The 21,990-nt window shown below is 69.3% G+C and carries 25 protein-coding genes and 2 pseudogenes; 14 read left to right on the top strand and 13 right to left on the bottom strand.

Going from position 1 to position 21,990, the window contains the following annotated elements; genetic code table 11:
• Positions 1–12: 12 nt before the first annotated feature.
• The 6 genes and pseudogenes from ACLJQZ_RS46295 (at position 13) to ACLJQZ_RS46320 (ending at position 5,402) form a co-directional block, all read left to right on the top strand.
• Entirely contained in the window at positions 13–1,554 is a 1,542-nt protein-coding gene (locus ACLJQZ_RS46295; protein WP_410627876.1) for a tannase/feruloyl esterase family alpha/beta hydrolase, read from the top strand.
• Positions 1,555–1,660: 106 nt separating this feature from the next.
• Positions 1,661–1,779, top strand: a pseudogene (locus ACLJQZ_RS46300) (IS701 family transposase); the annotation flags it as partial.
• A 346-nt stretch (positions 1,780–2,125) separates the two neighbouring features.
• Complete coding sequence (locus tag ACLJQZ_RS46305; protein WP_410627878.1) at positions 2,126–2,311, top strand: helix-turn-helix domain-containing protein; 186 nt, start codon at positions 2,126–2,128, stop codon at positions 2,309–2,311.
• 45 nt (positions 2,312–2,356) lie between these two features.
• On the top strand, positions 2,357–3,616 hold the full coding sequence (gene istA / locus ACLJQZ_RS46310) for an IS21 family transposase (protein ID WP_410627880.1): 1,260 nt from the start codon (positions 2,357–2,359) through the stop codon (positions 3,614–3,616).
• Positions 3,613–4,443: an IS21-like element helper ATPase IstB gene (gene istB / locus ACLJQZ_RS46315; protein WP_410627881.1), complete on the top strand. Its 831-nt coding sequence runs from the start codon at positions 3,613–3,615 to the stop codon at positions 4,441–4,443. Before istA ends, istB begins: the two co-directional genes overlap by 4 nt.
• A gap of 125 nt (positions 4,444–4,568) precedes the next feature.
• Positions 4,569–5,402, top strand: coding sequence for an IS30 family transposase (locus ACLJQZ_RS46320; protein WP_410627883.1), 834 nt, complete (start codon positions 4,569–4,571; stop codon positions 5,400–5,402).
• Between the two features lie 249 nt (positions 5,403–5,651).
• Here the strand turns inward: ACLJQZ_RS46320 and ACLJQZ_RS46325 are convergent, their stop codons facing one another.
• Positions 5,652–6,332 carry a DUF998 domain-containing protein gene (locus ACLJQZ_RS46325; RefSeq protein ID WP_410627885.1) on the bottom strand — a complete coding sequence of 227 codons (681 nt, stop codon included), beginning with the start codon at positions 6,330–6,332 and terminating at the stop codon, positions 5,652–5,654.
• 118 nt (positions 6,333–6,450) lie between these two features.
• Positions 6,451–7,524 carry a medium chain dehydrogenase/reductase family protein gene (locus ACLJQZ_RS46330; protein ID WP_410627887.1) on the bottom strand — a complete coding sequence of 358 codons (1,074 nt, stop codon included), beginning with the start codon at positions 7,522–7,524 and terminating at the stop codon, positions 6,451–6,453.
• Positions 7,525–7,632: 108 nt separating this feature from the next.
• On the opposite strand from ACLJQZ_RS46330, the gene ACLJQZ_RS46335 reads away from it, so the two are divergent.
• Together ACLJQZ_RS46335 and ACLJQZ_RS46340 are read left to right on the top strand one after the other, a co-directional pair.
• Entirely contained in the window at positions 7,633–8,334 is a 702-nt protein-coding gene (locus tag ACLJQZ_RS46335) for a TetR/AcrR family transcriptional regulator (RefSeq protein ID WP_410627888.1), read from the top strand.
• 54 nt (positions 8,335–8,388) lie between these two features.
• Positions 8,389–9,096, top strand: a complete 708-nt coding sequence (locus tag ACLJQZ_RS46340; RefSeq protein WP_410627890.1) for a TetR/AcrR family transcriptional regulator — start codon at positions 8,389–8,391, stop codon at positions 9,094–9,096.
• 485 nt (positions 9,097–9,581) lie between these two features.
• Here ACLJQZ_RS46340 and ACLJQZ_RS46345 read toward each other — a convergent pair whose 3' ends face one another.
• The 4 genes and pseudogenes from ACLJQZ_RS46345 to ACLJQZ_RS46360 all read right to left on the bottom strand — a co-directional run bounded on the left by ACLJQZ_RS46345 (position 9,582) and on the right by ACLJQZ_RS46360 (position 11,028).
• Entirely contained in the window at positions 9,582–9,749 is a 168-nt protein-coding gene (locus ACLJQZ_RS46345; protein WP_410627926.1) for a hypothetical protein, read from the bottom strand.
• A gap of 130 nt (positions 9,750–9,879) precedes the next feature.
• Positions 9,880–10,044: pseudogene (locus ACLJQZ_RS46350) on the bottom strand (hypothetical protein); the annotation flags it as partial.
• Between the two features lie 564 nt (positions 10,045–10,608).
• Positions 10,609–10,761 carry an RNA polymerase sigma factor gene (locus ACLJQZ_RS46355; RefSeq protein ID WP_410627924.1) on the bottom strand — a complete coding sequence of 51 codons (153 nt, stop codon included), beginning with the start codon at positions 10,759–10,761 and terminating at the stop codon, positions 10,609–10,611.
• On the bottom strand, positions 10,762–11,028 hold the full coding sequence (locus ACLJQZ_RS46360) for a hypothetical protein (RefSeq protein WP_410627891.1): 267 nt from the start codon (positions 11,026–11,028) through the stop codon (positions 10,762–10,764).
• 514 nt (positions 11,029–11,542) lie between these two features.
• Between ACLJQZ_RS46360 and ACLJQZ_RS46365 the strand changes: the two genes are divergently transcribed.
• From ACLJQZ_RS46365 to ACLJQZ_RS46380, 4 genes are all read left to right on the top strand, one after another.
• Positions 11,543–12,199 carry a ferritin-like domain-containing protein gene (locus ACLJQZ_RS46365; protein ID WP_410627893.1) on the top strand — a complete coding sequence of 219 codons (657 nt, stop codon included), beginning with the start codon at positions 11,543–11,545 and terminating at the stop codon, positions 12,197–12,199.
• 28 nt (positions 12,200–12,227) lie between these two features.
• The gene (locus ACLJQZ_RS46370; RefSeq protein WP_410627895.1) at positions 12,228–12,986 is read left to right on the top strand and encodes a ferritin-like domain-containing protein; all 759 of its coding nucleotides are present in this window, start codon (positions 12,228–12,230) and stop codon (positions 12,984–12,986) included.
• The gene (locus tag ACLJQZ_RS46375) at positions 12,979–13,704 is read left to right on the top strand and encodes a class F sortase (protein WP_410627896.1); all 726 of its coding nucleotides are present in this window, start codon (positions 12,979–12,981) and stop codon (positions 13,702–13,704) included. The genes ACLJQZ_RS46370 and ACLJQZ_RS46375 overlap by 8 nt, the downstream gene beginning before the upstream one ends.
• Positions 13,705–13,965: 261 nt before the next feature.
• Positions 13,966–14,103 (top strand): hypothetical protein, encoded by a 138-nt coding sequence (locus ACLJQZ_RS46380; RefSeq protein ID WP_410627897.1) that lies wholly within the window; start codon positions 13,966–13,968, stop codon positions 14,101–14,103.
• Positions 14,104–14,181: 78 nt separating this feature from the next.
• On the opposite strand, the gene ACLJQZ_RS46385 is transcribed toward ACLJQZ_RS46380, so the two are convergent.
• Positions 14,182–14,721, bottom strand: a complete 540-nt coding sequence (locus ACLJQZ_RS46385; protein ID WP_410627899.1) for a hypothetical protein — start codon at positions 14,719–14,721, stop codon at positions 14,182–14,184.
• On the opposite strand from ACLJQZ_RS46385, the gene ACLJQZ_RS46390 reads away from it, so the two are divergent.
• Entirely contained in the window at positions 14,711–16,057 is a 1,347-nt protein-coding gene (locus tag ACLJQZ_RS46390) for a helix-turn-helix domain-containing protein (protein ID WP_410627900.1), read from the top strand. The two genes, ACLJQZ_RS46385 and ACLJQZ_RS46390, sit on opposite strands and share 11 nt — an antisense overlap.
• Positions 16,058–16,336: 279 nt before the next feature.
• On the opposite strand, the gene ACLJQZ_RS46395 is transcribed toward ACLJQZ_RS46390, so the two are convergent.
• Positions 16,337–16,639: a helix-turn-helix domain-containing protein gene (locus ACLJQZ_RS46395; protein ID WP_410627902.1), complete on the bottom strand. Its 303-nt coding sequence runs from the start codon at positions 16,637–16,639 to the stop codon at positions 16,337–16,339.
• 253 nt (positions 16,640–16,892) lie between these two features.
• On the opposite strand from ACLJQZ_RS46395, the gene ACLJQZ_RS46400 reads away from it, so the two are divergent.
• On the top strand, positions 16,893–17,372 hold the full coding sequence (locus ACLJQZ_RS46400; protein ID WP_410627904.1) for a lytic transglycosylase domain-containing protein: 480 nt from the start codon (positions 16,893–16,895) through the stop codon (positions 17,370–17,372).
• Between the two features lie 172 nt (positions 17,373–17,544).
• Here ACLJQZ_RS46400 and ACLJQZ_RS46405 read toward each other — a convergent pair whose 3' ends face one another.
• The 5 genes from ACLJQZ_RS46405 to ACLJQZ_RS46425 all read right to left on the bottom strand — a co-directional run bounded on the left by ACLJQZ_RS46405 (position 17,545) and on the right by ACLJQZ_RS46425 (position 21,972).
• A complete protein-coding gene (locus ACLJQZ_RS46405; RefSeq protein ID WP_410627906.1) occupies positions 17,545–18,789 on the bottom strand; it encodes a hypothetical protein in 1,245 nt (414 codons plus the stop codon).
• Positions 18,790–19,127: 338 nt separating this feature from the next.
• Positions 19,128–19,469: a phosphatase PAP2 family protein gene (locus ACLJQZ_RS46410; protein WP_410627908.1), complete on the bottom strand. Its 342-nt coding sequence runs from the start codon at positions 19,467–19,469 to the stop codon at positions 19,128–19,130.
• Positions 19,445–19,813, bottom strand: coding sequence for a hypothetical protein (locus ACLJQZ_RS46415; RefSeq protein WP_410627910.1), 369 nt, complete (start codon positions 19,811–19,813; stop codon positions 19,445–19,447). The genes ACLJQZ_RS46410 and ACLJQZ_RS46415 overlap by 25 nt, the downstream gene beginning before the upstream one ends.
• Positions 19,814–20,065: 252 nt before the next feature.
• Positions 20,066–20,737 (bottom strand): response regulator, encoded by a 672-nt coding sequence (locus tag ACLJQZ_RS46420; protein WP_410627912.1) that lies wholly within the window; start codon positions 20,735–20,737, stop codon positions 20,066–20,068.
• Positions 20,734–21,972, bottom strand: coding sequence for a sensor histidine kinase (locus ACLJQZ_RS46425; protein ID WP_410627914.1), 1,239 nt, complete (start codon positions 21,970–21,972; stop codon positions 20,734–20,736). Before ACLJQZ_RS46425 ends, ACLJQZ_RS46420 begins: the two co-directional genes overlap by 4 nt.
• Positions 21,973–21,990 lie beyond the last annotated feature (18 nt).

The following is a 21,990-nucleotide window of genomic DNA, read 5'->3' on the forward strand; positions in this document are numbered from 1 at the left end:
CCGAGGAAAGCGATGAGACACATCTCCAAGTTCCTGGCGGCCGCCGTGCCGCTCCTGCTGACCGGCCTGATTCCGCTCGCCCCGCCTGCGGCGGCCGCGGCGCCGGCCTGCGCCGCCGTGTCGGTCCCCGCGCCGGCCGGCACGAAGATCGAGTCGGTGCAGGCCGAGCGCAAGGCTGACGCCGGCGCGCCGTCGTACTGCCAGATCACCGTGACGCTGACGCACACCGGAAAGGACCACGTCAAGACCGTCGTTGTCCTTCCGGAGACCGGGTGGACCGGACGGCTCCAGGCGGTCGGCGGCAGCGCCTACGCCGCGGGCAACTTCGGCGACCCGCTCGTCCAGTCGGTCAAGGACGGCTACAGCGGCGTGACGACCGACGCCGGCGTGTCCTCGGACGCGCTCGACACGTCGTGGGCGGTGACCGCCGACGGAAAGGTCGACCAAACGCTTTTGGCCAACTTCGCCACCCGCTCGGTGCACGAAGAGGCGCTGATCGGCAAGGACGTCACCCAGCGGCACTACCACCGGCCGATCACGTACTCCTACTGGAACGGCTGCTCGACCGGCGGCCGCCAGGGCTACTCCGAGGCGCAGAACTTCGCCGGCGACTTCGACGGCATCCTGGCCAACGCGCCCGCCGTCCAGTGGACGCAGTTCGCCGTCGCGACACTGTGGCCGCAGATCGTGATGAATCAGGACCACGACATCCTGAGCACGTGCGTGCTTACCGCGTTCCGGCAGGCCGCGATCCAGGCTTGTGACGCCCGCGACGGCGTCACCAACGGCGTCGTCGATCGGCCCGACGAGTGCAGTTACGACCCGCGGGGCCTGATCGGCACGAAGCTGCTTTGCGACGGCAAGGAAGTCACCGTGACGGCCACGGACGCCGAGGTCATGCGCAAGATCTGGGCCGGGCCGACCGACGAGCGTGGCCGCAAGCTGTGGGACGGGCTCCCGAAGGGCGCGGACTTCGCGTACCTGGCCGGGACCGAGCCGAACCCCGCCGACGGCACGCTGACCGCGCCGGGTTTCAAGGTGGCTGTTCTCTGGGTGCAGTCCTTCCTGGAAAAGCAGCCCGGCTTCGACACCTCGAAGCTCACCTACGGCCAGTTCGCCGACTTGTTCCGGCAGTCGGTCCGGGAGTACGACGGCGTCATCGGCACGGCCGACCCCGACCTGTCGGCTTTCCGCCGGACCGGCGGCAAGCTGCTCAGCTTCGTGGGCGCGGACGACCAGCTGATCCCGCCCGGCGGCACGCTCCACTACCGCGAGCGGGTGGAGCGCGTGATGGGCGGTTCGCAGCGGGTGAACGACTTCTACCGGCTGTTCCTCGCCCCGGGCGTCGAGCACTGCGGGGGCGGCGCCGGCGCGCAGCCGACGAACGCGCTGGGCGCGCTGGTCGACTGGGTCGAGCACGGCCAGGCGCCGGCCACCCTGGCGGCGTCGACGCTGGACGGGAAGGCGACCCGCGACCTGTGCGCTTACCCGAAGGTGTCGCGCTACACCGGTGAGGGTGATCCCGCAGTGGCGTCGAGCTACCGCTGCGGCTGATCCGGCGCACTGATACTGCAACCGCACTCGGGTGGAGAGTGCAATTCATCCTGGTGGTGGTCGATGTGGTGACGGATCAGCTGGATCGGGTCCGTGGGCGGATCGCGGGCCGGAGCGGAAGAACGGTGGGACGTTGGCCCAGCAGGCCGGCGAGGTGTCGCCGGACGGCGTGCAACGGCTGCTGCGCGGGGCGGACCGGGACATCGACGTGTCCGCGATGACGTGTGTCTACCGAGGAATTTTGTCAGCCTCAGCGGGGCTGTCCGCCACTCGGACAGCCCCGTTCACGTCCAACCAGGAGCGCGCCGACGTCTTCGGTCGTCGCTTCTTCGCGTAATGCGGTAGCCGAAGACGAACGTGCGGTCGGATGCCGCCGCGGCCGGTCTGCTGCTGGCCGGCCGCGCCGGCATCCGACCGCGGTCACGCTCAGCGCAGCAGTATTGGCAGCTGATCCTCTCCGGGATGGGAATGGTGGGGGCATGCCAGGCCGTCGGGATCGGCCGCAAGACCGGCTACCGCCGGCGAGCAGCGAACGGCGGACTACCTCCGGTGCGGGTCGTCGAGCCGGTAGTTGTCCACACTGGAACGACAGCGCATCGCGACACTGCGAGCCCGGAAACTCTCCATCCGGGAGATCGCCCGTCGACTCGACCGCAGCGCCTCGACGGTGAGCCGGGAGCTGAAACGCAACCTTCGTCCGCACGACAACGGCTGCTACGACGCCGACCTGGCGCTGTCGGCGGTTCGTGAAGACTGACCCCCAGGCGATCTCTGAAAATTGACCCCCTCCGATGCTAGGAGGGTGCTGAACGTGGAGGACTGGGCTGAGATCCGCCGTCTGCATCGTGCGGAGGGTGTGCCTATCAAGGAGATCGCCAGGCGGCTGGGCGTGGCCCGCAACACCGTGCGGGCGGCGCTGAACTCGGATCGGCCGCCGAAGTACGAGCGAGCCGCGCGGGGCTCGGTGGCGGATGTGTTCGAGCCGCAGATCCGGGCATTGCTGGCGGAGTGGCCGAAGATGCCTGCTCCGGTGATCGCGCAGAAGATCAGCTGGCCGTATTCGATGTCGCCGTTGAAGAAACGGCTGGCGGCGATCCGGCCGGAGTATGTCGGCATCGACCCGGTCGACCGGGTGATCTATGAACCCGGGCAGATCACCCAATGCGATCTGTGGTTTCCCGAGCCACGGATCCCGGTCGCGGCGGGGCAGGATCGGGTGTTGCCGGTGCTGGTGATGACGTTGGGGTTCTCGCGGTTCCTGACCGCCACGATGATCCCGTCGCGCCAAGCTGGGGACATCTTGTCGGGTATGTGGCAGCTGATCGGCGGGATCGGGCGGGTGACCAGGACGCTGGTCTGGGATCGCGAGTCCGCGATCGGCGGAACCGGACGAGTCAGCGCGCCAGCGGCGGCGTTCGCCGGAACGTTGGCGACGAAGATTCTGCTGGCGCCACCGCGGGATCCGGAGTTCAAGGGCATGGTCGAGCGCAACAATCAGTTCTTGGAGACCTCGTTCCTGCCCGGCCGGATTTTCACCTCGCCGGCGGACTTCAACACCCAGCTCGGCGACTGGCTGGGCCGAGCCAACGCCCGGACGGTCCGCTCCATCCAGGGGCGGCCGGTGGACCTGCTGGAGATCGACTACCTGTCGATGCTTCCGCTGCCGCCGGTGGCTCCGCCGATCGGGCTGAACAACCGGATCAGGCTGGGCCGCGACTACTACGTCCGCGCCGACACGGTCGACTATTCGGTCGACCCTCGGGTGATCGGCAAGTTCGTCGACGTCACCGCCTCCGCGCAGGAGGTGACGGTGTTCTGCAACGGCGAGGTCGTCGCACGCCACGTTCGGTCGTGGACCAAACACGGCGTGATCACCGATCCCGCCCACCAGGCCATCGCGGCGAACTTGCGTAAAGCCTTTGCCGCAGAAAGGAAACAACGTGCAGGAATGGACCGTCAGCACGCCGACGGACACGTCGTCGCTTTGCGGGCACTGCCGGACTACGACGCTCTGTTCGGCGTCGATTTCACTACTCCTTCAACGAAAGCGATTAACACATGAGCGCCTCCAGCGCGACGAAGCCTCAGATTTCAGGGACGGCACCGAAAGACGGCCTGCCATCGATGATCTCCTATCTGACTCGGGTCTTGAAGACCCCGACGATCGCCACGTTCTGGGAGCAGCTGGCCGAGCAGGCACGGGATGAGAACTGGTCGCATGAGGAGTATCTGGCTGCGCTGCTGCAACGCCAGGTCGCCGATCGTGAGTCCAAGGGCACGGTGATGCGGATCCGGACCGCGCATTTCCCGGCGGTCAAGACGTTGGAGGACTTTAACCTCGACCACTTGCCGTCGCTGCGCCGGGATCTGTTGGCACACTTAGCAACGAGCACGTTCGTCGCGAAAGCGGAGAACGTGATCCTGCTCGGTCCGCCAGGGATCGGCAAGACGCACCTCGCGGTCGGGCTGGGGGTCAAAGCGACCCAGGCTGGCCACTCGGTGCTGTTCGACACCGCCAGCAACTGGATCGCCCGCCTGGCCGCGGCTCACCAGGCCAACCGGCTGGAAGCGGAGCTGAAGAAGATCCGCCGCTACAAGCTGATCATCATCGACGAGGTGGGATACATCCCGTTCGACCAGGACGCGGCGAACCTGTTCTTCCAGCTTGTCGCCTCCCGCTACGAACAGGGCTCGATCATGGTCACCTCGAACCTGCCCTTCGGGCGCTGGGGCGAGACCTTCTCCGACGATGTCGTCGCCGCGGCCATGATCGACCGGCTCGTCCACCACGCCGAGGTGCTCACCCTCACCGGCGACTCCTACCGGACCCGCCAACGCCGCAACCTGCTGACCAAAGACCACCAGCAGAACCACCTCGACCAGGACTGACCCCAACCCCAGGGGGTCAATTTTCCGGGACCCGCTGGGGGTCAGATTTGAAGAAGCGTTGACAGGCGCATGCCCGGGCACGCACCCATTGCCCCAAGCGCACGCGGCTGATCCTCGATACGCAGTTGCGGGCCGAAGTGCAGGCCAAGCTCGAGCTGGAGTGGAGCCCCGAACAGATTGCCAACCACCTGCGCACGGCATTCCCGGACCGGCCAACCTGGCACGTCTGCCACAAGACGACCTACCAGGCCATCTACCACGGCGGCAAGGGCGGCCTGAGCCGCTCCCTCACGAGGAAGCTGCGGACCGGGCGTTCGATGCGCAAACAACGTCGGCGTCCGGACGAGCGGCGAAGTCGGTTCGTCGAGCCCGCCCAGCTGGTCGATCACCGGCCTCCGGTCGTCTGCACCCGAACTCGGATCGGTGACTGGGAAGGGGATCTGATCGTCGGTCGCGGCAACCAGTCCGCGATCGCCACCCTGGTTGACCGCACCAGCCGCTACCTCAAGCTCGTGCACTTGCCGGTTGACCGCAGCGCCGGCACCGTTCGTGACGCCCTCATTGCCAGTTTCGGGGGCCTTCCTGCGGACGTCCGGCTCACGCTGACCTGGGACCAAGGCTCAGAACTCGCACCCGGCAACCCCGGACCGACGGCCGTTCACTCGGCCGGCCGCCGGAGGAGTCCGAACGGTCGTGATCCGTGCGTGCCCCGCCGCCACCCCATGACCACCGCCCCGGCATCCGCCAGTCCAGCGCGTGACACCCGGACCCGTCCCACAGCACGCCCAGCGTCCCCACGCCCGGCATTGCGCCGGCAGCTCCCGGCACAAACCTCGAACACGCCACCGCCAGCGGCCCGGGCGTCACACAGAACCACGCTACGATTGAATACTCACGGGGCGTCAACTCAATCCCGGCGTCCGCGAGAGCGGTCAGCACGAATTCGTGGGTCCCGGTGAAGAGGACGCGGGGCAGCCGTGGAGCTCCTGGGACCACGGCCTCCCGGGCCAGCCTGAGGCCGGGGGTGGCCTCGGCGGGAGGGACACGCACGACATAGGGGCGCTGGTCGGGATGCCCTTCCGCCAACCGCACGCGGGCGCCTTTCTTCAGGTGCCCCTCCAGTGCCTGAATGTAGGCCGTCCACACCGGATAGCGCGGGAAGTTTCTTCCTGTTCGGCAATCCGGCTTTGACAATCCGCGACTGCGCGCTACTGATTCCGGACTTTGCCGGCGGCGGACCGGATGAGTGCGAGGCCGGTGAGCAGAGCCCAGAGGAGATAGCTGTAGAGGGAGATGCGTTCGGCCAGCCCAGTGGGCACCCAGCCGTAGGTGAGAGGGATGTTGAGCAGCCCGATGGCGCCGATGGTGATGCTGACGATCGCGAGCCGTCGAGGGAGCCCGAGGGGCCGGTGGGAGAGGCCGGTGACGATGGCGAGGGCGTTCCCGGCGATGATCGAGAGGAACGCTCCGGCCAGGTAGAGCGGCAGGGTCCCGTCGTCGAAGCGCGCCGGGCCAAGCGGAAACACGGCGAAGAGGATCAGGGCGATCGCCTGCGCCGAGCCGAGAGCCGTGATCGTCCGTCGTCTCCAACCGGTGAGCCGGCGGCCGAGGGCGATGCTCGCGGCGGCGGCGAGTGCTCCGGCGACGATCCAGGCGATGCTCATCAGCCACCACAGCGGAGACGAGATGAGGACGCCGCGGAATTCGCCGGCGAATGGGCTGCCGAGGAAGTTGACGTAGTCGTCGATGTAGCTGTACGGACGCCGGTCCCAGGCGCTGGCGACGATCGCTTCGGCGATCAGGCTGACGAGCACTACGGCGATGAGGGCGGGTCCGGCCCACCGCGCGACGACTCGAGGCGGGGTGGCCGTGGTGGATGACGTGGTCATGCTGATTTCCTTCAGGTCGTCGCGGTGATAGACGTGGACCAGCCGGTTGCCGGCGCAGTGCCTCGCGGAGGCTTTCGTCCGTCCAGGGCGGAGCGCCGCTCGGCGCTGGGTGCGGACGTCAGGGCGCGAGGATGATCTTGCCGAGCGCGGTTCGGTTGGACGACTCGGACAGCTCCATGGCCGCGGCCGCGTCGGCCAGCGGGTAGCGGGCGGCGACCTTCGCGGTCAGCACGCCGTCGCGCAGCAGGCCGAAAACGTGGGTGAGGTCGGTGCGAATCCGGGCCCGGAACGCTTCGCGCTTGGCCGAGTCCGGCTTGCCCGCACCCGACCACACGTCGTAGAAGCTCGCGTGCTTGCCGGTGGGCAGGTGGTTCCAGAACGCCAGCTTCGCCAGCAGCGGCAGGAAGCTGAGCAGTACCGGCGTGCTGTCGTCGAGCTTGCTGGCGATGCTGTAGGAGACCAGGGTGCCGGTGCGGTTGAGCAGCCGGTAGGAAAGGGAGAGGCTCTTGCCGGCGAGGTGGTCGAACACGGCGTCCACGCCGTCAGGGGCCACCTCGCGCACACGCACGGCGAGGTCGGGATCCCGGTAGTCGATCGGCTCGACTCCCAGCTCGCGCAGTGCGTCGTGATGGCGCGGGCTCGCCGTCCCGATCACGCGGACGCCCGCGTGCCGGGCGAGTTGCACCAGGATCGAGCCCACACCGCCGCTGGCGCCCAGCACGAGCACGGTCTGGCCGGCTCGCACCTTCGCCGTGTGGTGCAGCATCTGGTAGGCGGTCAGTCCGTTGACGATCAGGGTCTCCGCCTCGTCGGCGCCGATCCCGTCGGGCACCTCCACCAGGTCGGCGGCGGTCAGCAGCACCTTGGTGGCCCAGGCGCCCGTCTTGGTCAGCGCGGCAACCCGCCGGCCGAGCAAGGCCTGGTCGACGCCGGGGCCCACGGCCTCGACGACGCCGGCGAGGTCGTAGCCGGGCACGAACGGGAAGGCGGGCTGGCCGAAGTAGCGGCCGCGGCGCATCGCACTCTCGGCGAAGGACACTGCGGTCGCTTCGACGCGCACCAGGGCCTGTCCGGCGGCGAGGGCGGGCAGCGTGCGCTGGACCAGCTGCATCCCGGACGGCTCGACCTTGCCCGGCAGCACCATCTCGGTCGTGGTCAGGGTGGCCTCGGCGGAGGTGTTCGTCTCGGTCATTTCGGCTCCTCGGTTTTCTGCGACGGTCCGCCGTTCTGTTACTGGTCGTAACTATGCACTGGTGTGTCATACTGCGTCAACAAGTATCTCTCGAAAGAGGTGGCAGCGATGTCCGAGCAGGAGCCGACCCGGCGCGAGCGGTACCGGCGCCAGACCGTCGCGGAGATCAAGGCAGCGGCCATGGCCCGGCTGCGAGAAGGCGGTGCGGAGTCGATGTCGCTCAACGCGATCGCGCGCAGCATGGCGATGTCGACGCCGTCGCTGTACCGCTACTTCGGCAACCGCGACGAACTGCTCGCCGAACTGGCCGTCGATATCCACCTCGCGCTGGCCCGCACCCTCAAAGCCGCCACCGAGCCGGGAACCTCGCCCGCCGCGCAGGTCCGGGCGGTCGCCAACGCCTACCGCGACTGGGCGCTGGCCCAGCCCAACGCCTACCACCTGGCGTACGAGACCACTCACGGCTCCGGTCGCGACTACGCCGCCGGCCCCATCGTGCCGGTCGCGCAGCGGAGCATGAACGTGTTCCTCGGCGTCGTGGCCGAGGCGGGTCAGCCGCCCACCATGCCGATCCCGGCGACACTGGAGCGGCAGATCCGGTCCTGGAACTGCGGCGATCAGGGCGTCCTGCCGACCGGAGTGCTGCACTTCGGGCTGGTCTGGTGGTGCCGGCTGCACGGCTTGATCAGCTTGGAGCTGGGCCGGCACCTGGTGGCCACCGGGGTCGACCCCGCGCTGCTCTACCGGACCGAAATCGAGGCGATGCTGAGCGGCCTGCGCCGCTACGGCGCCCGATCGTTCTGTTACTAGTCGTAGCAGAACGAACTACTCGTCGAAATTCGCATGGTCCGTTACGATGCGATGATGGACAACCAGCCGCGGACGGTGAGCAGACGCGAGCGTCTGCGGGCCCAGACGCTTCAGGAGATCGAGGACACCTCGTTCGCGATCATCGACGCGGAAGGCGTGCACGCGCTGTCGATCGCGGCACTGGCCCGCAGCATGGCGATGTCCGCGCCGGCGGTCTACCGCTACTTCCCGTCGCGGGACGCGCTGATCGCGCACCTGATCACCCTGTCCTACCACCAGCTCACCACGGCGATGAGTCACGCCGTCGAAGGCAGCAGGCGGGCACCGCGCGCGCGCATCCGACTTGTGGTCGCCGCGTACCGCGACTGGGCGCTGCATTACCGGTGGCGTTACGCGATGCTGTTCGGCACGCGGCCGGGGGACGCGCCGGGCGAGGCGGCCTCGCAGACCCCGCTGGACCAGGCGATGGCGCTGCTCGTCGACCTGCTGGTCGCGGCCCAGGACGGCGAGCCGGCCGACAGTAGCAGCGGTGACCGCACGCTCGACGCGCAGTTGCGGCAGTGGGCTCGTATGCAGGAACGGCCGGACACCACGCCGCGCACCGGCCGGGCCGCGATCCTGATCTGGACGCGGGTGCACGGGATCGTCAGCCTCGAACTGACCGGCGTGCTGAGCACTCACACCGTCGACGCGCAGCGGCTGATCGACCTGGAGATCGACGACGCCATCCGGTCGGTGTCACCTGGGCAGGCCGACGCCTGACCGGCGCCCCGGATGCTCGCACAGGCGACGCCGGCACTCAACCCGGAAGGTTGCCGCGATTGACGTTCAGCTGCTGGTGGACAGGGTGATGGCGGTTGTGCTGCCCACGTGCCGACCACCCGAGGCGACCTTGGCGATCCGGTTCGATGATGGTGCGGTGCGACATCGTGATGGGTGCGGTCTGACAGGTCGCCGGAGTCTTCGGGGCGGCCGATGCGGTGTGGTCGCACAGATGCGCAGCGGGGTGGAGCAGGCGACGGTCAGAGCTCACGCTGGGATCGGGTTGGACGGCACGGCGGACCAGGCGTTCGGGCCCTCGATCTCGCCGGCGCGGGGATTTGTCGCACCACCTGGTCGTGACGACCACGGCGTGTCCGCGGGCCGGGTTTCAGTGATCGATCGCTGCGGCGAACCGATGCTCGTGCACGGCCGGTGGACCAGGCGTTCGGCGACGATCTTCCCGGCGACGTCAGCACCCCGGCGCTTCAGTTCACACCGTCGCCGAAGTGGTAGTCGAACGCCCAGATCTTGGTCGCGCCGACGCCGTTGTTGGTGAACTCGGCGCGCAGGGCACTGGCGAGTCGCCGTTCCCGGTCGGGCGTGACGGTCGTGCCCGGGTAGTCCGGCGGGGCGAACAGGGGCTCGTTCTGCATGGTCACCGCGTGCAGCGGCAGGCCCTGATCGGCGTAAGCCTGGATGGCCTTGCGGAAGTAGTGGCGAGCACGGGATGCCGGAGTCGATCAGCGACCCGCCGATGATGTTGTAGTCGATGTCCTTCTGGAGGGAGAACCGCGACAGGGCCGGGTCGGGCGCGCCGTCGTCGTAGGTGTAGAAATCGCGTCCGGTGAAGTCGCTGGAGCCCAGGGAGATGCGGGCGACGTTGAACCCGGCACCGGTGTTCGGGTCGAGCAGCTTGCGCAGCACCGCCTCGCGCGTGGTGGGGTTCATCCGGGGACAGGTTGTAGATGGTCGACTCCTCCAGCGAAGAGCCGACGCCGAGCACGTTCTGGTCCGCGTGGTGGTGTCGGCGGTGATGGTGGTCAGATCGGCTTGCCGGGACAACTGGTGAGGTGTGCCGGCCAGGCCGGCCGCCGGGTTGGTGAACCAGTTGCCGTCCTTGGGGCCGTAGCCCGGAGTCTGGGATTCCGAGCTCCAGTAGACCTGCACCGCGGTGGGTGCGGCGGCGGTCCGGGCCGAGGAGACGATCGTGGGCACTCCGGCCAGGACGGTGGCCGCGGCGACGAGTCCAGCCGCGGCTAGAACCGGCCCGCGGCGTTTGATCACACCGCCGGGTGCTGTGGCTCCTGTCCGGCAACGGCCGGCGCGCCGGGATGGGCGGCCGGCCGTTGCCGGATCGACGTTTCAGGAGCGAGTGCCGGCCGGAGCCGGCAGGTCAGGCCTTCGCGACGAGACGGAAGGCCTGGGCCGGACCGTTGTGACAGCTCCATTGCTGCAGGCGGGCCCCGTCACCAGTGGAGGCGTCACGGACGTCCATCTTGGGCTGACGACGGTTCACTGCGGGATCAGGGCCCGGAGCTTGGCCGCGGCCAACCGGACCCGCGACTTCACTGTGTTGACCGGAATCCCCAGTGTGGCGGCGATTTCCCGGTAGGTCACCCCGTCGATGTAGGCCTGCGTCAGCAAAGCACGCTGGGCCTGCGTCAGTTAGGCCAGTGCGGCCCGGATCCGGTGGACCTCGGCGTTGCCCAGCACGAGCTCGCTGGGATCGGGCTCCGTCGGGATCAGCGCTTGACGCGCGATCAAGGTGTCGCGCTCCCGTGCCGCTTGCGCCGCCCGCACCCGGTCGACAGCCCTCCGTCGCGCGATCATCGTGACCCAGCGTGCGCCGGTGCCCTGCGCCCCGTTGAACCGCGCGGCCGTCGACCAGAGCTCGAGAAAGGGTTTCTTGGGCGACTTCTTCGGACTGTGCATGGTCCTGCACGACCGCGTACACGGTGTGGAAGACGAGACCGAAGAACTCGCGGTACAACAGCTCGAAAGCGGAGCGATCACCGCTCGCCACCCGTTCGAGTAATTTTTCCATGGGCTCGTTCCAGCCTCAGCAGTCCGACCGGCAGAAGATGAACGCGCGTGCGGCAGCAGGGGCTGGGCTGCCTCTTCACAGAACGTTCGAGGCATTGCCGCGCCGGGCTTGGTCCGAGCCGGGCCGGATCGCGGCCGTTAGACCATCAGAGTGATTCCCGGTCGTGGTCACGTTCCGAGACTTCAGCTCTTCCGTCGACGTCGCCGCAGGTCGAGGTCGTGGCCGAGCAGATCTGCCGAGGGTGGGGGACCGTCGAGTCTTCCCGGCCGCGTAAACCCGAACGGGCGTGCCTCCGAATCGTGGTCGTCGGCGGACACCGGTTTCCCGGGTGATCCGGCTGGATCTTCACCAACGAGCCTGCCCGGCCCAGCCGCGAGCAGAGCGCAGAGAGCGTGATGTCGAATGCGATCGTCCAGGAACGACAGGGTTTTCGGCGGCAAGCCGGTGCTGGGTATCGCGAAGGAGAGTGACCGCAGGGCCTTCCTGCGGATGGCGGGTCTGGTCGGGGTCGGCGCGACGCTGGTCGCCGGCGGCCTGGGGTCGGCGGTGACCTCGGCGATCGCCGCGCCGGCCGCGGGCAACGCGGGTGATCTCGAGATCCTCAACTACGCGCTGACCCTCGAATACCTCGAATCGGACTTCTACACCATGGGATTGGCGAAGAAGCTCGTCAGCGGGCGCGAGCTCGAACTGATCACGGAGATCGCCGACCACGAGAGCGCCCACGTCACGGCGGTCACGGCGTTGATCAAGCAGCTCGGCGGCACTCCGGTCGCCAAGCCGGCGATCAAGTACCCGGCCGAGACGTTCGCCGACAAGGCGGGCTTCCTCAAGTCGGCGTCGACGTTCGAAGAAGTCGGGGTGACGGCCTACCACGGTCAGGTCGGGCTGATCAAGAGCGCCGACGTGCTGAAGGCGGGCGCGTCCATCGCCGGTGTGGAGTCGCGGCACGCGGCCGTGCTGGCGTCCCTGATGGGCGGGGCGCCCTTCCCGGCGCCCGTCGAGAAGCAGCGGACGAAAGACGAAGTCCTCGCCATCGTCAAGCCGTTCCTCTCCTGACTCCCCGACCTCGTAAGGAAAAGCATTCATGAACAGGCGTGATCTCATCCACGGGCAGGCCACCGAGGTGTCGCCCCAGCTGGCGCTCGGTGCGCTCAACAACCGCTGGGCGCTGGCCCAGAGCGGCGACTTCGGGAGCGACCTCGACGTCCTCAACTACGCGTTGACGCTGGAGTACCTCGAGTCGGCCTTCTACGTGCAGGGCAACAAGGCCGTCTCCCTTTCGGGGGCCGAAGCCGACTACCTCAAGAAGATCCAGTCCGACGAGGAGTCACACGTCACGACTCTGACCGCGACGATCAAGACGCTGGGCGGGACCCCGGTCGAGGCGCCGATGGTGAAGTTCGGCGGCGCGTTCGAGAACCGCATGAGCTTCCTGACCGCCAGTCACACCTTCGAGAACGTCGGGGTTGGCGCCTACCTCGGCGCGGCCGGCTTCGTCAAGGACAAGACCATCCTGCAGGCCGCGGCCGGGATCTTTGGCGTCGAAGCACGGCACGCGGCGGTCGTCGGGAACCTGCTCGGCCTGCCCGCCAAGGGCGGGGTCTTCATGGGCAACACCGAGACCCCGAAGGACAAGGCCACCGTGCTGGCCGCCGTCGCCCCGTTTCTGGTCGCCACCCCCACCGTCCCGGCCGGTGCGCCGGACATGGGAGCGGGCGGGTCGAGCGACGACCCGACCGGCGTCGCCCTGACTGCGACGGGTGCCGTCTTGGTCGCCGGCGCGGCGGCGGTCGCGGTGGGACGTCATCGCCGCCCGGACGGCGACGTAGAAACCGATGGCTGACACGGATTCCGTTGGTTCGAAAGCGGCCGGGTCCGGCGGGCGTCACGTCGACTCCCGCCGGCGCCGGCGCGTGCTCCTCCTCGCGCTGGCCCTCGTGCTGGCCGTCGTCGGCGGCGGCCTGGTCTGGATCGGTGTCACGCGCACGTCCGGTCCGGAACCGGTCGCCTCGGCCGGCAGCATCCCACCGCCGACGACGATGACGGTGGCGGCGACTTCGGCGCCGGTGACGACCGGTCCGGCGGCTCCCCGTCCGCCGGTGCCGTTGTCCCGGTCGACGCCCGTCTCCCTGCAGGTGCCCAGCATTGGTGTGAGCAGCTCGCTGTTGTCCCTGGGGCTCAACCCCGATCGGACCGTCGAAGCGCCGAAAGACTTCAGCAAGGCCGGGTGGTACGACAAAGGGCCGACGCCGGGTGAGGCGGGCGCGTCGGTCATCCTCGGGCACATCGACTCCTACCGAGGGCCGGCGGTGTTCTCCAGGCTCGCCAAGCTCGGCCCCGGAGACCAGATCGACGTCCTGCGCAGCGACGGCCGGACAGCGACGTTCATGGTCGACGCCAAGCGGCAGTACCCGAAAAGCCGGTTTCCCGCGAACGACGTCTACGGCGCGGTGGAGTACGCCGGGCTGCGGCTGGTCACCTGCGGCGGTGAATTCGACCGTGCCGCGCGTAGCTACCTGGACAACATCGTGGTGTACGCGCACCTCACCGGAACAACCTGAGCCGTCCGGGCGGTTCACGTAAGTGCCGTCCGGTTTCTCTTCCGCACGCGGTGAGGACAACGCGACCTTTGCTGCGCAGCAGCAAACCGCCTTCGTGGCGAACGGCCACGAGGAGGCCGTCAGCGTCTTGTGTTCGCGACGGGGACGCCGTCTTCCACGCCGTTCCGGAAGACGGATTGATCACCTGATCGAGGCGATACCGCCGAGCTGGAGGCTTATCCTCGCGCTCGCGGCCGGGGCGGGAATCCGTCACCGGACTGGATGCGTGTGCCCGCCGGCCGCGGCGGGCTGGACCTCGGCACGGGACCGGTCAGTCTTGCCCTGCTGGTGGCGATTCTCGCGTTCGTCGGGTACCTCTCGGCCACCCGCGAAGACGTCGCGCGCGTCGACGCCGGGTGAGACCTCACCGGCCATCGCCGGTGTCCGGCACCACCACGGTTGCGCGGTGATGCCGGACGTCGTCGTCGTTTCCGGCAGTCAGAAGCGCCAGACGTTCACTTCGAGGCCGTTGCGAGTGGCCGAGGTGAACGGGTTCCAGGTGTGGTGGCCGATGATCTCGTTGAGGCTGTAGTTCGAGTCGACGACGTCGTAGTTCCCGCTGCCGAGGTTGGACACGATGATCGCGGTGTGCATGCCGTTGTAGTAGCCGTCGCGGTTGCCCGGGTTGTTGAGCTGGATGATGTCGCCGCGCCAGGCGTTGCCTGCGTTGATGCGGCCGCCGCCTTCGCGGGCGTAGTCGGAGAAGTAGCCGCCGCCGAGGTTGACCTGGCCGTGGGAGGCCTCGCGGAAGATGTCGTTGACCCACTGCTTGCACTGCCCGCCGTGCTGCCCGACGCGGGTGAGGCCGAGGTTGGCGGCGTCGACCGGGTTGAAGGTGGCCGACGCCGGTCGCGCCACCGCGGGTGCCGTGACCGCGGCGGTGGCGGCCGGCGCGGTGGCCGCGAGCCCCGCCGCGGCGGCGGCAGCGACGGCGAGGGCCAGCAGCCCGTTCTTGATGGTGGACAACGTGGATGTCATCAAAGGGTTCCTTTCCGGATGCTCGGCCCACGAAACCGGTTGGCCGGGGCCGCTTGCCCGGCTCATCCAGCCAGCCGCGTCCGGACTGGGCCAGAGGGGCGAGCGACATTGCCGGGGACCCGCGACAATCGGACAATCGGACAACGCTTGTGGCCTGCACAACGCAGGTCGGCTACTGGGGGTGGCTAGGGTGGGTGCGGGACGTCCGGAGCGCGCTGTCGTCGAGAGCACGGATCCGGCGGTGATGCTTGCGGTGCGATTGCGGCAGCTGCGCAAGGAGGCGGGAGCGCCGACGTATCGGCAGATGGCCGCCCGGGTGCACTATTCGCCGTCGACGCTTGCCGCGGCCGCGGCGGGGAAACGACTGCCGTCGAGGGAGGTCGTGGCCGCCTATGTGAGCGCCTGTGGAGCCGAGCCCGAGCCGTGGCTGCTCGACCTCGACCACCTCACCGCCGCGGCGAAGGATTCGGACCCCGTCACCGGGCCGCCGCTCGATCAGCTCGGCGCCGGCGAAACCGTCGACGTCGACGTCGTCGGGCCGTCGTTTGCTGCGGTGGCACCGCGTCGAGCGTGGTGGCGACGGCGGTGGCCGCGGGTGACGGTGCTGTCGTGTGTGGCAGTGCTCGTCGCGACGGGGGCGCTCGTGTGGAAGAGCCGGGACGCCACGGCTCCGGCCGGAGCGGGTGGTCCGGGGTGCCCCGCCTCGCCGGCCGGCGCCCGGTGGACCGGCACCACTCACCCGGACGGGGTGATCGTCCGCACCGGGCCGGGCAAGGACTACCCGCCTGCCGGGCCGCGCCTGGTCGGAGGGTGCAGCATCGCGCTGGAGGGGTACTGCTTCGGCCAGACCGTCGCCGATGCCTGGCTCGACACGCCGGACGACCGGTGGTTCATCCTTCCCGACGGCCACTACGTCGCCTCAGCCGTCGTCTTCGGCAACCCGCCACCTGATCTCACCGCTCAGCACTGCGCCGGCGGCCGTGGCGCGCCCCAGCTGGGCGCGGTGACGATCACCGGCGTTCCCGGTCAGGTCACCCTTCATGTCAAGGGCCGGGACCTGCCCCTGGTCGGCGTGGCCGCACTCGGATCGGGCACCGCCTGGACGCACTCGGCGCTGGCTCCGGTCACTGACTCGGATGAGGTGGAACTCACGGTGACGCCGCCTGCGCGGACGCCCGCGCTCACGGTGACCGCATGTGCCGCCGCTGCCGCGCCCAGCACTTCGGCCATCGTGATCGATCTCCACTCGGCTCCGCACACGATCACCGCGGTATCCGACCCGCAGGCCCGCCACGCCGCCTGCCGCCCACCTGACGATCTCACGCCACACCAGTAGCACCTCGCTCAGTGTGGCAACAGCAGCCGGCTGTGTTGGGTAGCTCGTCGTTGTGGTGTTCGGTGAAGCGCCTCGCCCAGGTCTTCGCAGTCAGGTTCGCCACGACCTCGACGCGCTCACGGCGGACCTGCCGGTATCGGACGTGCCGCACATCCCCGCGGCGGGATGGCTGATCTTCGAAGGGACCCGCCGTCAACTCGCGGCAGAAGCGCGGGCTGCCGCCCGCCGGGGTCTGACGACCGTGCTGATGGTGCTGATTCGTGACCGAGCGTCCGGACCTCACCGTCGCGGCGCGTGGTAGCGGTGCTCCGGAGGTCCCGCGGCGCCGTAGTTCAAGCTGAGGTCCAGCAGTCCGCGGCGTACGAGGTCGGCCAGGTATTGCTGCGCAGCCGCCCGGCTGACACCGAGCTGTTTGGCCACCTCGACCGCGGACTGGGCGTGTCGCGCGGTCCGTGCCTGCTCCGGTACCTGGGCCATCGTAACGGTCAGCCGTCGCCGGCAGGCCTGGTGGACGGCCGGGCCGCACAAAAGACCGTAGAGAGTATCGACGGTTTCCTGGTACGCGATGTCGCGGGTGAACACGGGACGAAGGTGCTCATCGACATGCGTACCGCTGACAGCGCCGCCAAGGCCCCGGCGGACGAAAGGGCGTCCACACCCGGACGGCATCATTCCCGAAGGTGGCCCCAGACGGTGCTGAACGTCCTGTCCTCGATCGACCCCGACGTCAAGGGGCCCGGCAAGACCTTCACCACCGAGTTAGCCTTGCAAGCCAACAAGAACGTCAGGCGAGCACGCCGTACAGTGGGAACCGGACCGGTGAAGGGCGGAACTCATGCGGCCGTATCGCGCGCTCGCGGCCGTGTGCGCGCTGAGCATGGCCACGGCGGGGTGCGCCGCCGCTCCGGGGGCCGGTATTCCGGCGGCGTCGGTCACGCCACCCGCACCCGCCACGAGCTCCTCCGCTCAGGCCGCCCCGGTGAACCCCGATCACGCGAAGTTTACACCGCAGGTCATCGCCCGGGCTCGTGAGGCGGGCGTCGACGCGCAGCTGGTGCTGGCCGTTCTTTACGACGAGTCGTACAAGCCGCACGACCCGCAGCTCGAGCGGGCTTGGCAGAACTTCAAGCCGGACGCCGCGTTCGGGGTGGCGAACATGCACCGCGCGACGTTCTACCAGACCCGCCGCGGCCGGTCGTTCTCCGGACGCGATTGGCAGGAACTGCCCGACGATCCGGACCTCGCCATCGAGGCCGAAGCCTGGTGCCTGCACGATCTGGCGACCCAGCTGCCCGCGAAGCACGCCGGTCAGTAAACCACCGACGAACTGCTCGCGTTGGGCTACAACGCCGGGCCCGGCAACATGAAGGCGTGCGCGCCGGGCGCGGTACCGCGCCCGGCGCGCAGGCCCGGACCTATCTGGCGGACCTGCGCTCCACCTGGGCGAAAGCGGGCGCGGCGGTGGGAAAGCCCTGAGCCCGCCGGGCTCAGCCGAGAGTCGCGAGCAACGCGGTGAGAGCGTCCTTTTCGCCGGCCTGATCCGGGTTCGCCGCCCGGAGTTCGCGCAGGACCTTGTCGATCTTCCCGTCGACCTTCGTCCACTCGGCCTTGTCCTTGGGCTTCAACCGCGCTTCGGCGTCGTCCCACTGGATTTCGAGGTCGTCGACGCGGCTCGTCGCACCCGCCTGATCGCCGCTGCTCAGCAGGTTCAAGGTGTCCTGGCCGATGCCGCGGAACGTCGACAGGTCACCGAGGGGCGAGGTGGAAACCGGTACCGGCTGCGCCGGGCCGCCGCCGGGCACGGGCTGCAGCGCGACCGGCACCTGCGGCGAGGGGTCGGCCTGCAGCGCCGACGTGCGCAGCGCGTATCCCACACCCCCGGCGGTGAGGACCACCGCCAGGAACACGGCCGTCTGCCACCCCCCGCCCCGACCGGGTTCGTCGACGGGTGCGGCGGCCTCGCCGGGAACGACGTCGGCCTTGGTGGCCGACAGGTACACCACGGTGACGATGATCGCCGCGACGAAGATCAGGCTGGTCACCGTCGCGCCCAGGCCCAGCCCGCCCTGGCGCGAGGGCTGGGAGAGGTAGTCGCCGAGCGACGCGCCGAGCGGCCGGGTCAGGACGTAGATGAACCAGAAGGCGAGCACCGGGTGCAGGCCGGACTGCCAGGCGATGGCGGTGACGGCGACCAGCGCGACGACGATGGCGCCGGTCACCAGGTAGCCCAGGCCGAGTACCTCGGCCATGAGGTCACCGGTCGCCGTGCCGAGGGCGAAGGTGAACAGGATCGCCAGCCAGTAGAACGTTTCCCGCCGGCGGGTGACGATCGAATGGATGGACAGCGTCTTCTCGGACGCGTACCAGACCACGAAGGTCACGGCCAGCAGGACGCCGAACAGGATCGTGCTCGCTTCCAGCGGCAGCCCGGCGTTGTCGGTCAGGTTGTCGGTGACCAGGGTGCCGAACACGCTCACGATCGCGACGGTCAGCCAGTACAACCCGGCGACGTAGCGGGTCGCGCGGAACTGGAAGACCAGCGCGACGGCCAGGAGCACACCGGTGACGATCGACACCCCGGTCAGCCCGAAGCCCAGGTCGACGTTGAGGAAGTCGGCCGCTGTCTCCCCGACGGTGGTGCACAGCACCTTGATGAGCCAGAAGTAGAGCGTGACTTCCGGCACCTTGTTCAGGAGTGTGCGGTTGGGCACGGGGACCCGTACTGAGGTCATGGGCTCGCAATCTCGGTCGTTTCGCAGGGGAGAGAGTCGCGATTCGGGTGCGACTCGGCGCACGGTAACGAGATCCGGGTTCACGTCCTGCCAATGCGAGGTGAGCGAATGGCAAAGTCCGGCGTCACGATCGAGTGATCAGCCCGGTCGCAGGTCGTGGAGTTCCTCTGCAGCGGGACGGGCGCGAACCCTTGACGAGCTTTGCGAGCCGCCCCGTCGATGACGGTGCGCCAGGGGCCGACGTTGTAGGTGGTGAGCACCGATGCCGCGATGGCGACGCAGGCCCCGGTGGTTGCGGACCTGACATTCTCTGCGCGTGGGAACTACCGCACCATTTGCTACGTCCTCGTCTCGCGTTCTTCGAGCCGTTGCAGGGTGAGCGCTCCGGACAGCCAGGCCGTGGCGAACGCCCAGCTGCCGAAGACGTCGGTGGGCCAGTGCACGCCGAGGTAGACGCGGGTCCAGGCGATCAGCAGGGCGTAGGCACCGGCGAGCAGCGATCCCACCCACGCCGTGACCGGGCCGGTGAACCGGCGGACGACGAGCCAGGCGATCAGGCCCGCGGCGAGGGTGACGTCGGAGGTGTGTCCCGACGGGAAGGCCAGGCCGCCGGTTTGGACGGCCCAGTCCGCCGTGGGCGGCCGTGGCCGGGCAATCAGCTCGGAATCCCGTAGCGGCACAGCACCGGGGACAGCATCACGACGAGGACGAGCCCGGCGCGGACGAGCCGGGCGCGCAGGCTTCCCCGCGTGAGCACGGCGGCGACCAGGAACACCAGGGGGGCGGCGAACGCCGAGGACGCCGTCGAGGTGATCACCGCGGCGATGGAGGCGAGGGCCGCGATCCGGTGCGCCATCATCCACGTGTGGACGCCGAGATCGAACCCCGAAACCCAGGGCAGCGCGTCGCTCGCCGACGCCGGCAACGCCACGAACACCAGCGCCACGAACACCAGTGCCGCGAGCGCCGCAGTCAGGAGCGGGGCCCGGACGCTACGGGCGGTGTCGTGCTTCGTCGACGACATGGAGGCCACCAGGTCAAGCTGGACGGACAACGGCCAGGGACCGGTTCCCTGCGGGTTGAGCCGCGTTGACCTCGCACGATGAGGATCGTGCGGACCGTCGCGCAGGTGGTGTGGCCCGTCAGCTGTCGGGGAAGGCGGTGACGCCGAGGCCGGGCGTTCCGCTGCGCTGCCTGCGCGTGGTTGCGGTGGTGTGACCGGTCGTGTGTCGGGAATCCGCCTTCGATGCGCGGCCAGGTCGGACTCGAGCCGGGCTCAGGCCGGCCGTACCAGGCCGACGTCGTAGGCCAGCACGACGGCTTGGACGCGGTCGCGCAGCTCGAGCTTGTTGAGGATGCGCCCGACGTGGGTCTTCACCGTCGCTTCCGACAGCACCAGCTCTTCGGCGATCTCGGCGTTGGAGAGTCCGCGGGCGAGCTTCCTCAGGACTTCGAGTTCGCGTTCGGTGAGCCGTTCGAGGCCGCGTCCGGCGATCGGGGCATCCCCGGCCGGACTCCGGTCGGGGAGGCGGTCGGCCATGGCGTCGAGCAGCCGCCGGGTGACGCTCGGCGCGACCACCGCGTCGCCGCTGGCCACGGCCCGGATCGCGGAGATCAGGTCCTCGGGCGGGACGTTCTTCAGCAGGAATCCGCTGGCCCCCGCTTTGAGTCCGGGGAAGGCATACTCGTCGATGTCGAACGTGGTCAGGATCAGCACCCGGGAGCGGGCGTGCGAGCGGACGATTTCGCGGGTGGCTTCGATCCCGTCCACGCCGGGCATGCGGACGTCCATCACGACGACGTCGGGGTCGAGCTCGGCGGTGCGGCTGACCGCGGCCGCACCATCGGCGGCCTCACCGACGACCGCGAAGTCCGGCTGGGATTCCAGGACCAGGCGGAAACCCAGCCGCAGCAGGGGTTCGTCGTCGACGAGCAGGATGCTGATCACGCGTTGACCGCCGATCCGGTGTGGCCGGGTTCGAGCCGGGCCGTGACCCGCCAGCCCCCGCCGGGCCGGGGTCCGGCGGTGACCTCGCCGCCGAAGACACCGACGCGTTCACGCATGCCGCTGAGCCCGTGCCCGGACGGCGCGCCCGCGGTGCCGCGGGGCCCCGCTCCGTCGTCGTCGACTTCTAGGGTGACCGCCGAATCGAGGTAGGTCAGGCGGATGTGCGCGGCCGACGGCCGGACCGCGTGTTTGAGCACGTTGGTGAGCGCCTCCTGGGCGACACGGTAGAGCGTGAGCCCGGCGGTGGGGGAGAGGGGGAACCACTCGCCGGTGATCGTCCACGTCGTGGGGAGGCCGGTGGTGCGCACCTGGGTGACGAGCTCGTCGATCTGGGCGACGCCGGGCTGCGGCGTACGAGGGCTTTCGCCGCCGTTGCTGCGCAGCACGCCCAGTAGCCGGTGCATCTCGTCGAGCGCCTGCCGTCCGGTCGAGGAGACGTGCAGCGACGCGGTTTCGGCGGCGGCCGCGTCGGTGCGCGCGGCGTAGGCGGCCCCGTCGGCCAGGGCGATCATCACCGAGAGGCTGTGCGCGACGATGTCGTGCATCTCCCGGGCGATGGTCGCCCGCTCACGCGCGGCCGCGATCTGCGACTGCTGGTCGCGTTCGCGTTCGGCCCGCAGCGCCCGGTCCCGCAGCGACACCAGGTACACCCGCCGCATCCGCACGTTCACCCCGAGCACGAACGCCGCGACGACGACGGCGGCGGCGAACACGAACCGGGCGGCGGACTCGGCGAGCTCGTCGCCGCGGACGACCTCGACCGCGATCAGCACGCCGAGGATCGCCAGCGCCGTCAGTGCCCGCCGCCGTCCCGAATGCGCACCCACGGTGTAGACGGCGACGAGCACCGCGATGGAGGTAGGCGGGAACGGTGGCCCGAAGAGCCCTTGGACCAGCGCGAACACGCACGCCGCGGCCAGGGTCGCCAGCGGGAACAGACGGCGGAACGCCAGTGTCGAGACCAGCAGCGCGCCCGTCCCGAACAGGAGCGGACGGGCCGCCGCCGCTACCCCGCGGTGCTCGACGACCAGCGCGAGCGGCAGCAGGGCGCAGGCCAGCAGCACGTCCGTGGTTGTGGGGTGACCCCGGGCCCAGGCGCGCAACCGCTCGGCCCCGGGCCACCCGCTGACCAGGCCGTGCTCGGAAACCGGCCACGCCGAACCCGCGTCGCTCACCCCGCCATCCTCCTCCAC

The organism is Amycolatopsis sp. cmx-8-4, assembly GCF_046548675.1.
GTDB lineage: Bacteria > Actinomycetota > Actinomycetes > Mycobacteriales > Pseudonocardiaceae > Amycolatopsis.

Coding starts and splice junctions, on each gene's coding strand:
- ACLJQZ_RS46295 (WP_410627876.1), top strand. CDS start 13: ATGAGACACATCTCCAAGTTCCTGGCGGCCGCCGTGCCGCTCCTGCTG.
- istB (WP_410627881.1), top strand. CDS start 3,613: ATGAGCGCCTCCAGCGCGACGAAGCCTCAGATTTCAGGGACGGCACCG.
- ACLJQZ_RS46325 (WP_410627885.1), bottom strand. CDS start 6,332: ATGACCACGTCATCCACCACGGCCACCCCGCCTCGAGTCGTCGCGCGG.
- ACLJQZ_RS46330 (WP_410627887.1), bottom strand. CDS start 7,524: ATGACCGAGACGAACACCTCCGCCGAGGCCACCCTGACCACGACCGAG.
- ACLJQZ_RS46335 (WP_410627888.1), top strand. CDS start 7,633: ATGTCCGAGCAGGAGCCGACCCGGCGCGAGCGGTACCGGCGCCAGACC.
- ACLJQZ_RS46340 (WP_410627890.1), top strand. CDS start 8,389: ATGGACAACCAGCCGCGGACGGTGAGCAGACGCGAGCGTCTGCGGGCC.
- ACLJQZ_RS46345 (WP_410627926.1), bottom strand. CDS start 9,749: ATGCAGAACGAGCCCCTGTTCGCCCCGCCGGACTACCCGGGCACGACC.
- ACLJQZ_RS46360 (WP_410627891.1), bottom strand. CDS start 11,028: ATGCACAGTCCGAAGAAGTCGCCCAAGAAACCCTTTCTCGAGCTCTGG.
- ACLJQZ_RS46365 (WP_410627893.1), top strand. CDS start 11,543: ATGCGATCGTCCAGGAACGACAGGGTTTTCGGCGGCAAGCCGGTGCTG.
- ACLJQZ_RS46370 (WP_410627895.1), top strand. CDS start 12,228: ATGAACAGGCGTGATCTCATCCACGGGCAGGCCACCGAGGTGTCGCCC.
- ACLJQZ_RS46375 (WP_410627896.1), top strand. CDS start 12,979: ATGGCTGACACGGATTCCGTTGGTTCGAAAGCGGCCGGGTCCGGCGGG.
- ACLJQZ_RS46380 (WP_410627897.1), top strand. CDS start 13,966: ATGCGTGTGCCCGCCGGCCGCGGCGGGCTGGACCTCGGCACGGGACCG.
- ACLJQZ_RS46385 (WP_410627899.1), bottom strand. CDS start 14,721: ATGACATCCACGTTGTCCACCATCAAGAACGGGCTGCTGGCCCTCGCC.
- ACLJQZ_RS46400 (WP_410627904.1), top strand. CDS start 16,893: ATGCGGCCGTATCGCGCGCTCGCGGCCGTGTGCGCGCTGAGCATGGCC.
- ACLJQZ_RS46405 (WP_410627906.1), bottom strand. CDS start 18,789: ATGACCTCAGTACGGGTCCCCGTGCCCAACCGCACACTCCTGAACAAG.
- ACLJQZ_RS46415 (WP_410627910.1), bottom strand. CDS start 19,813: ATGTCGTCGACGAAGCACGACACCGCCCGTAGCGTCCGGGCCCCGCTC.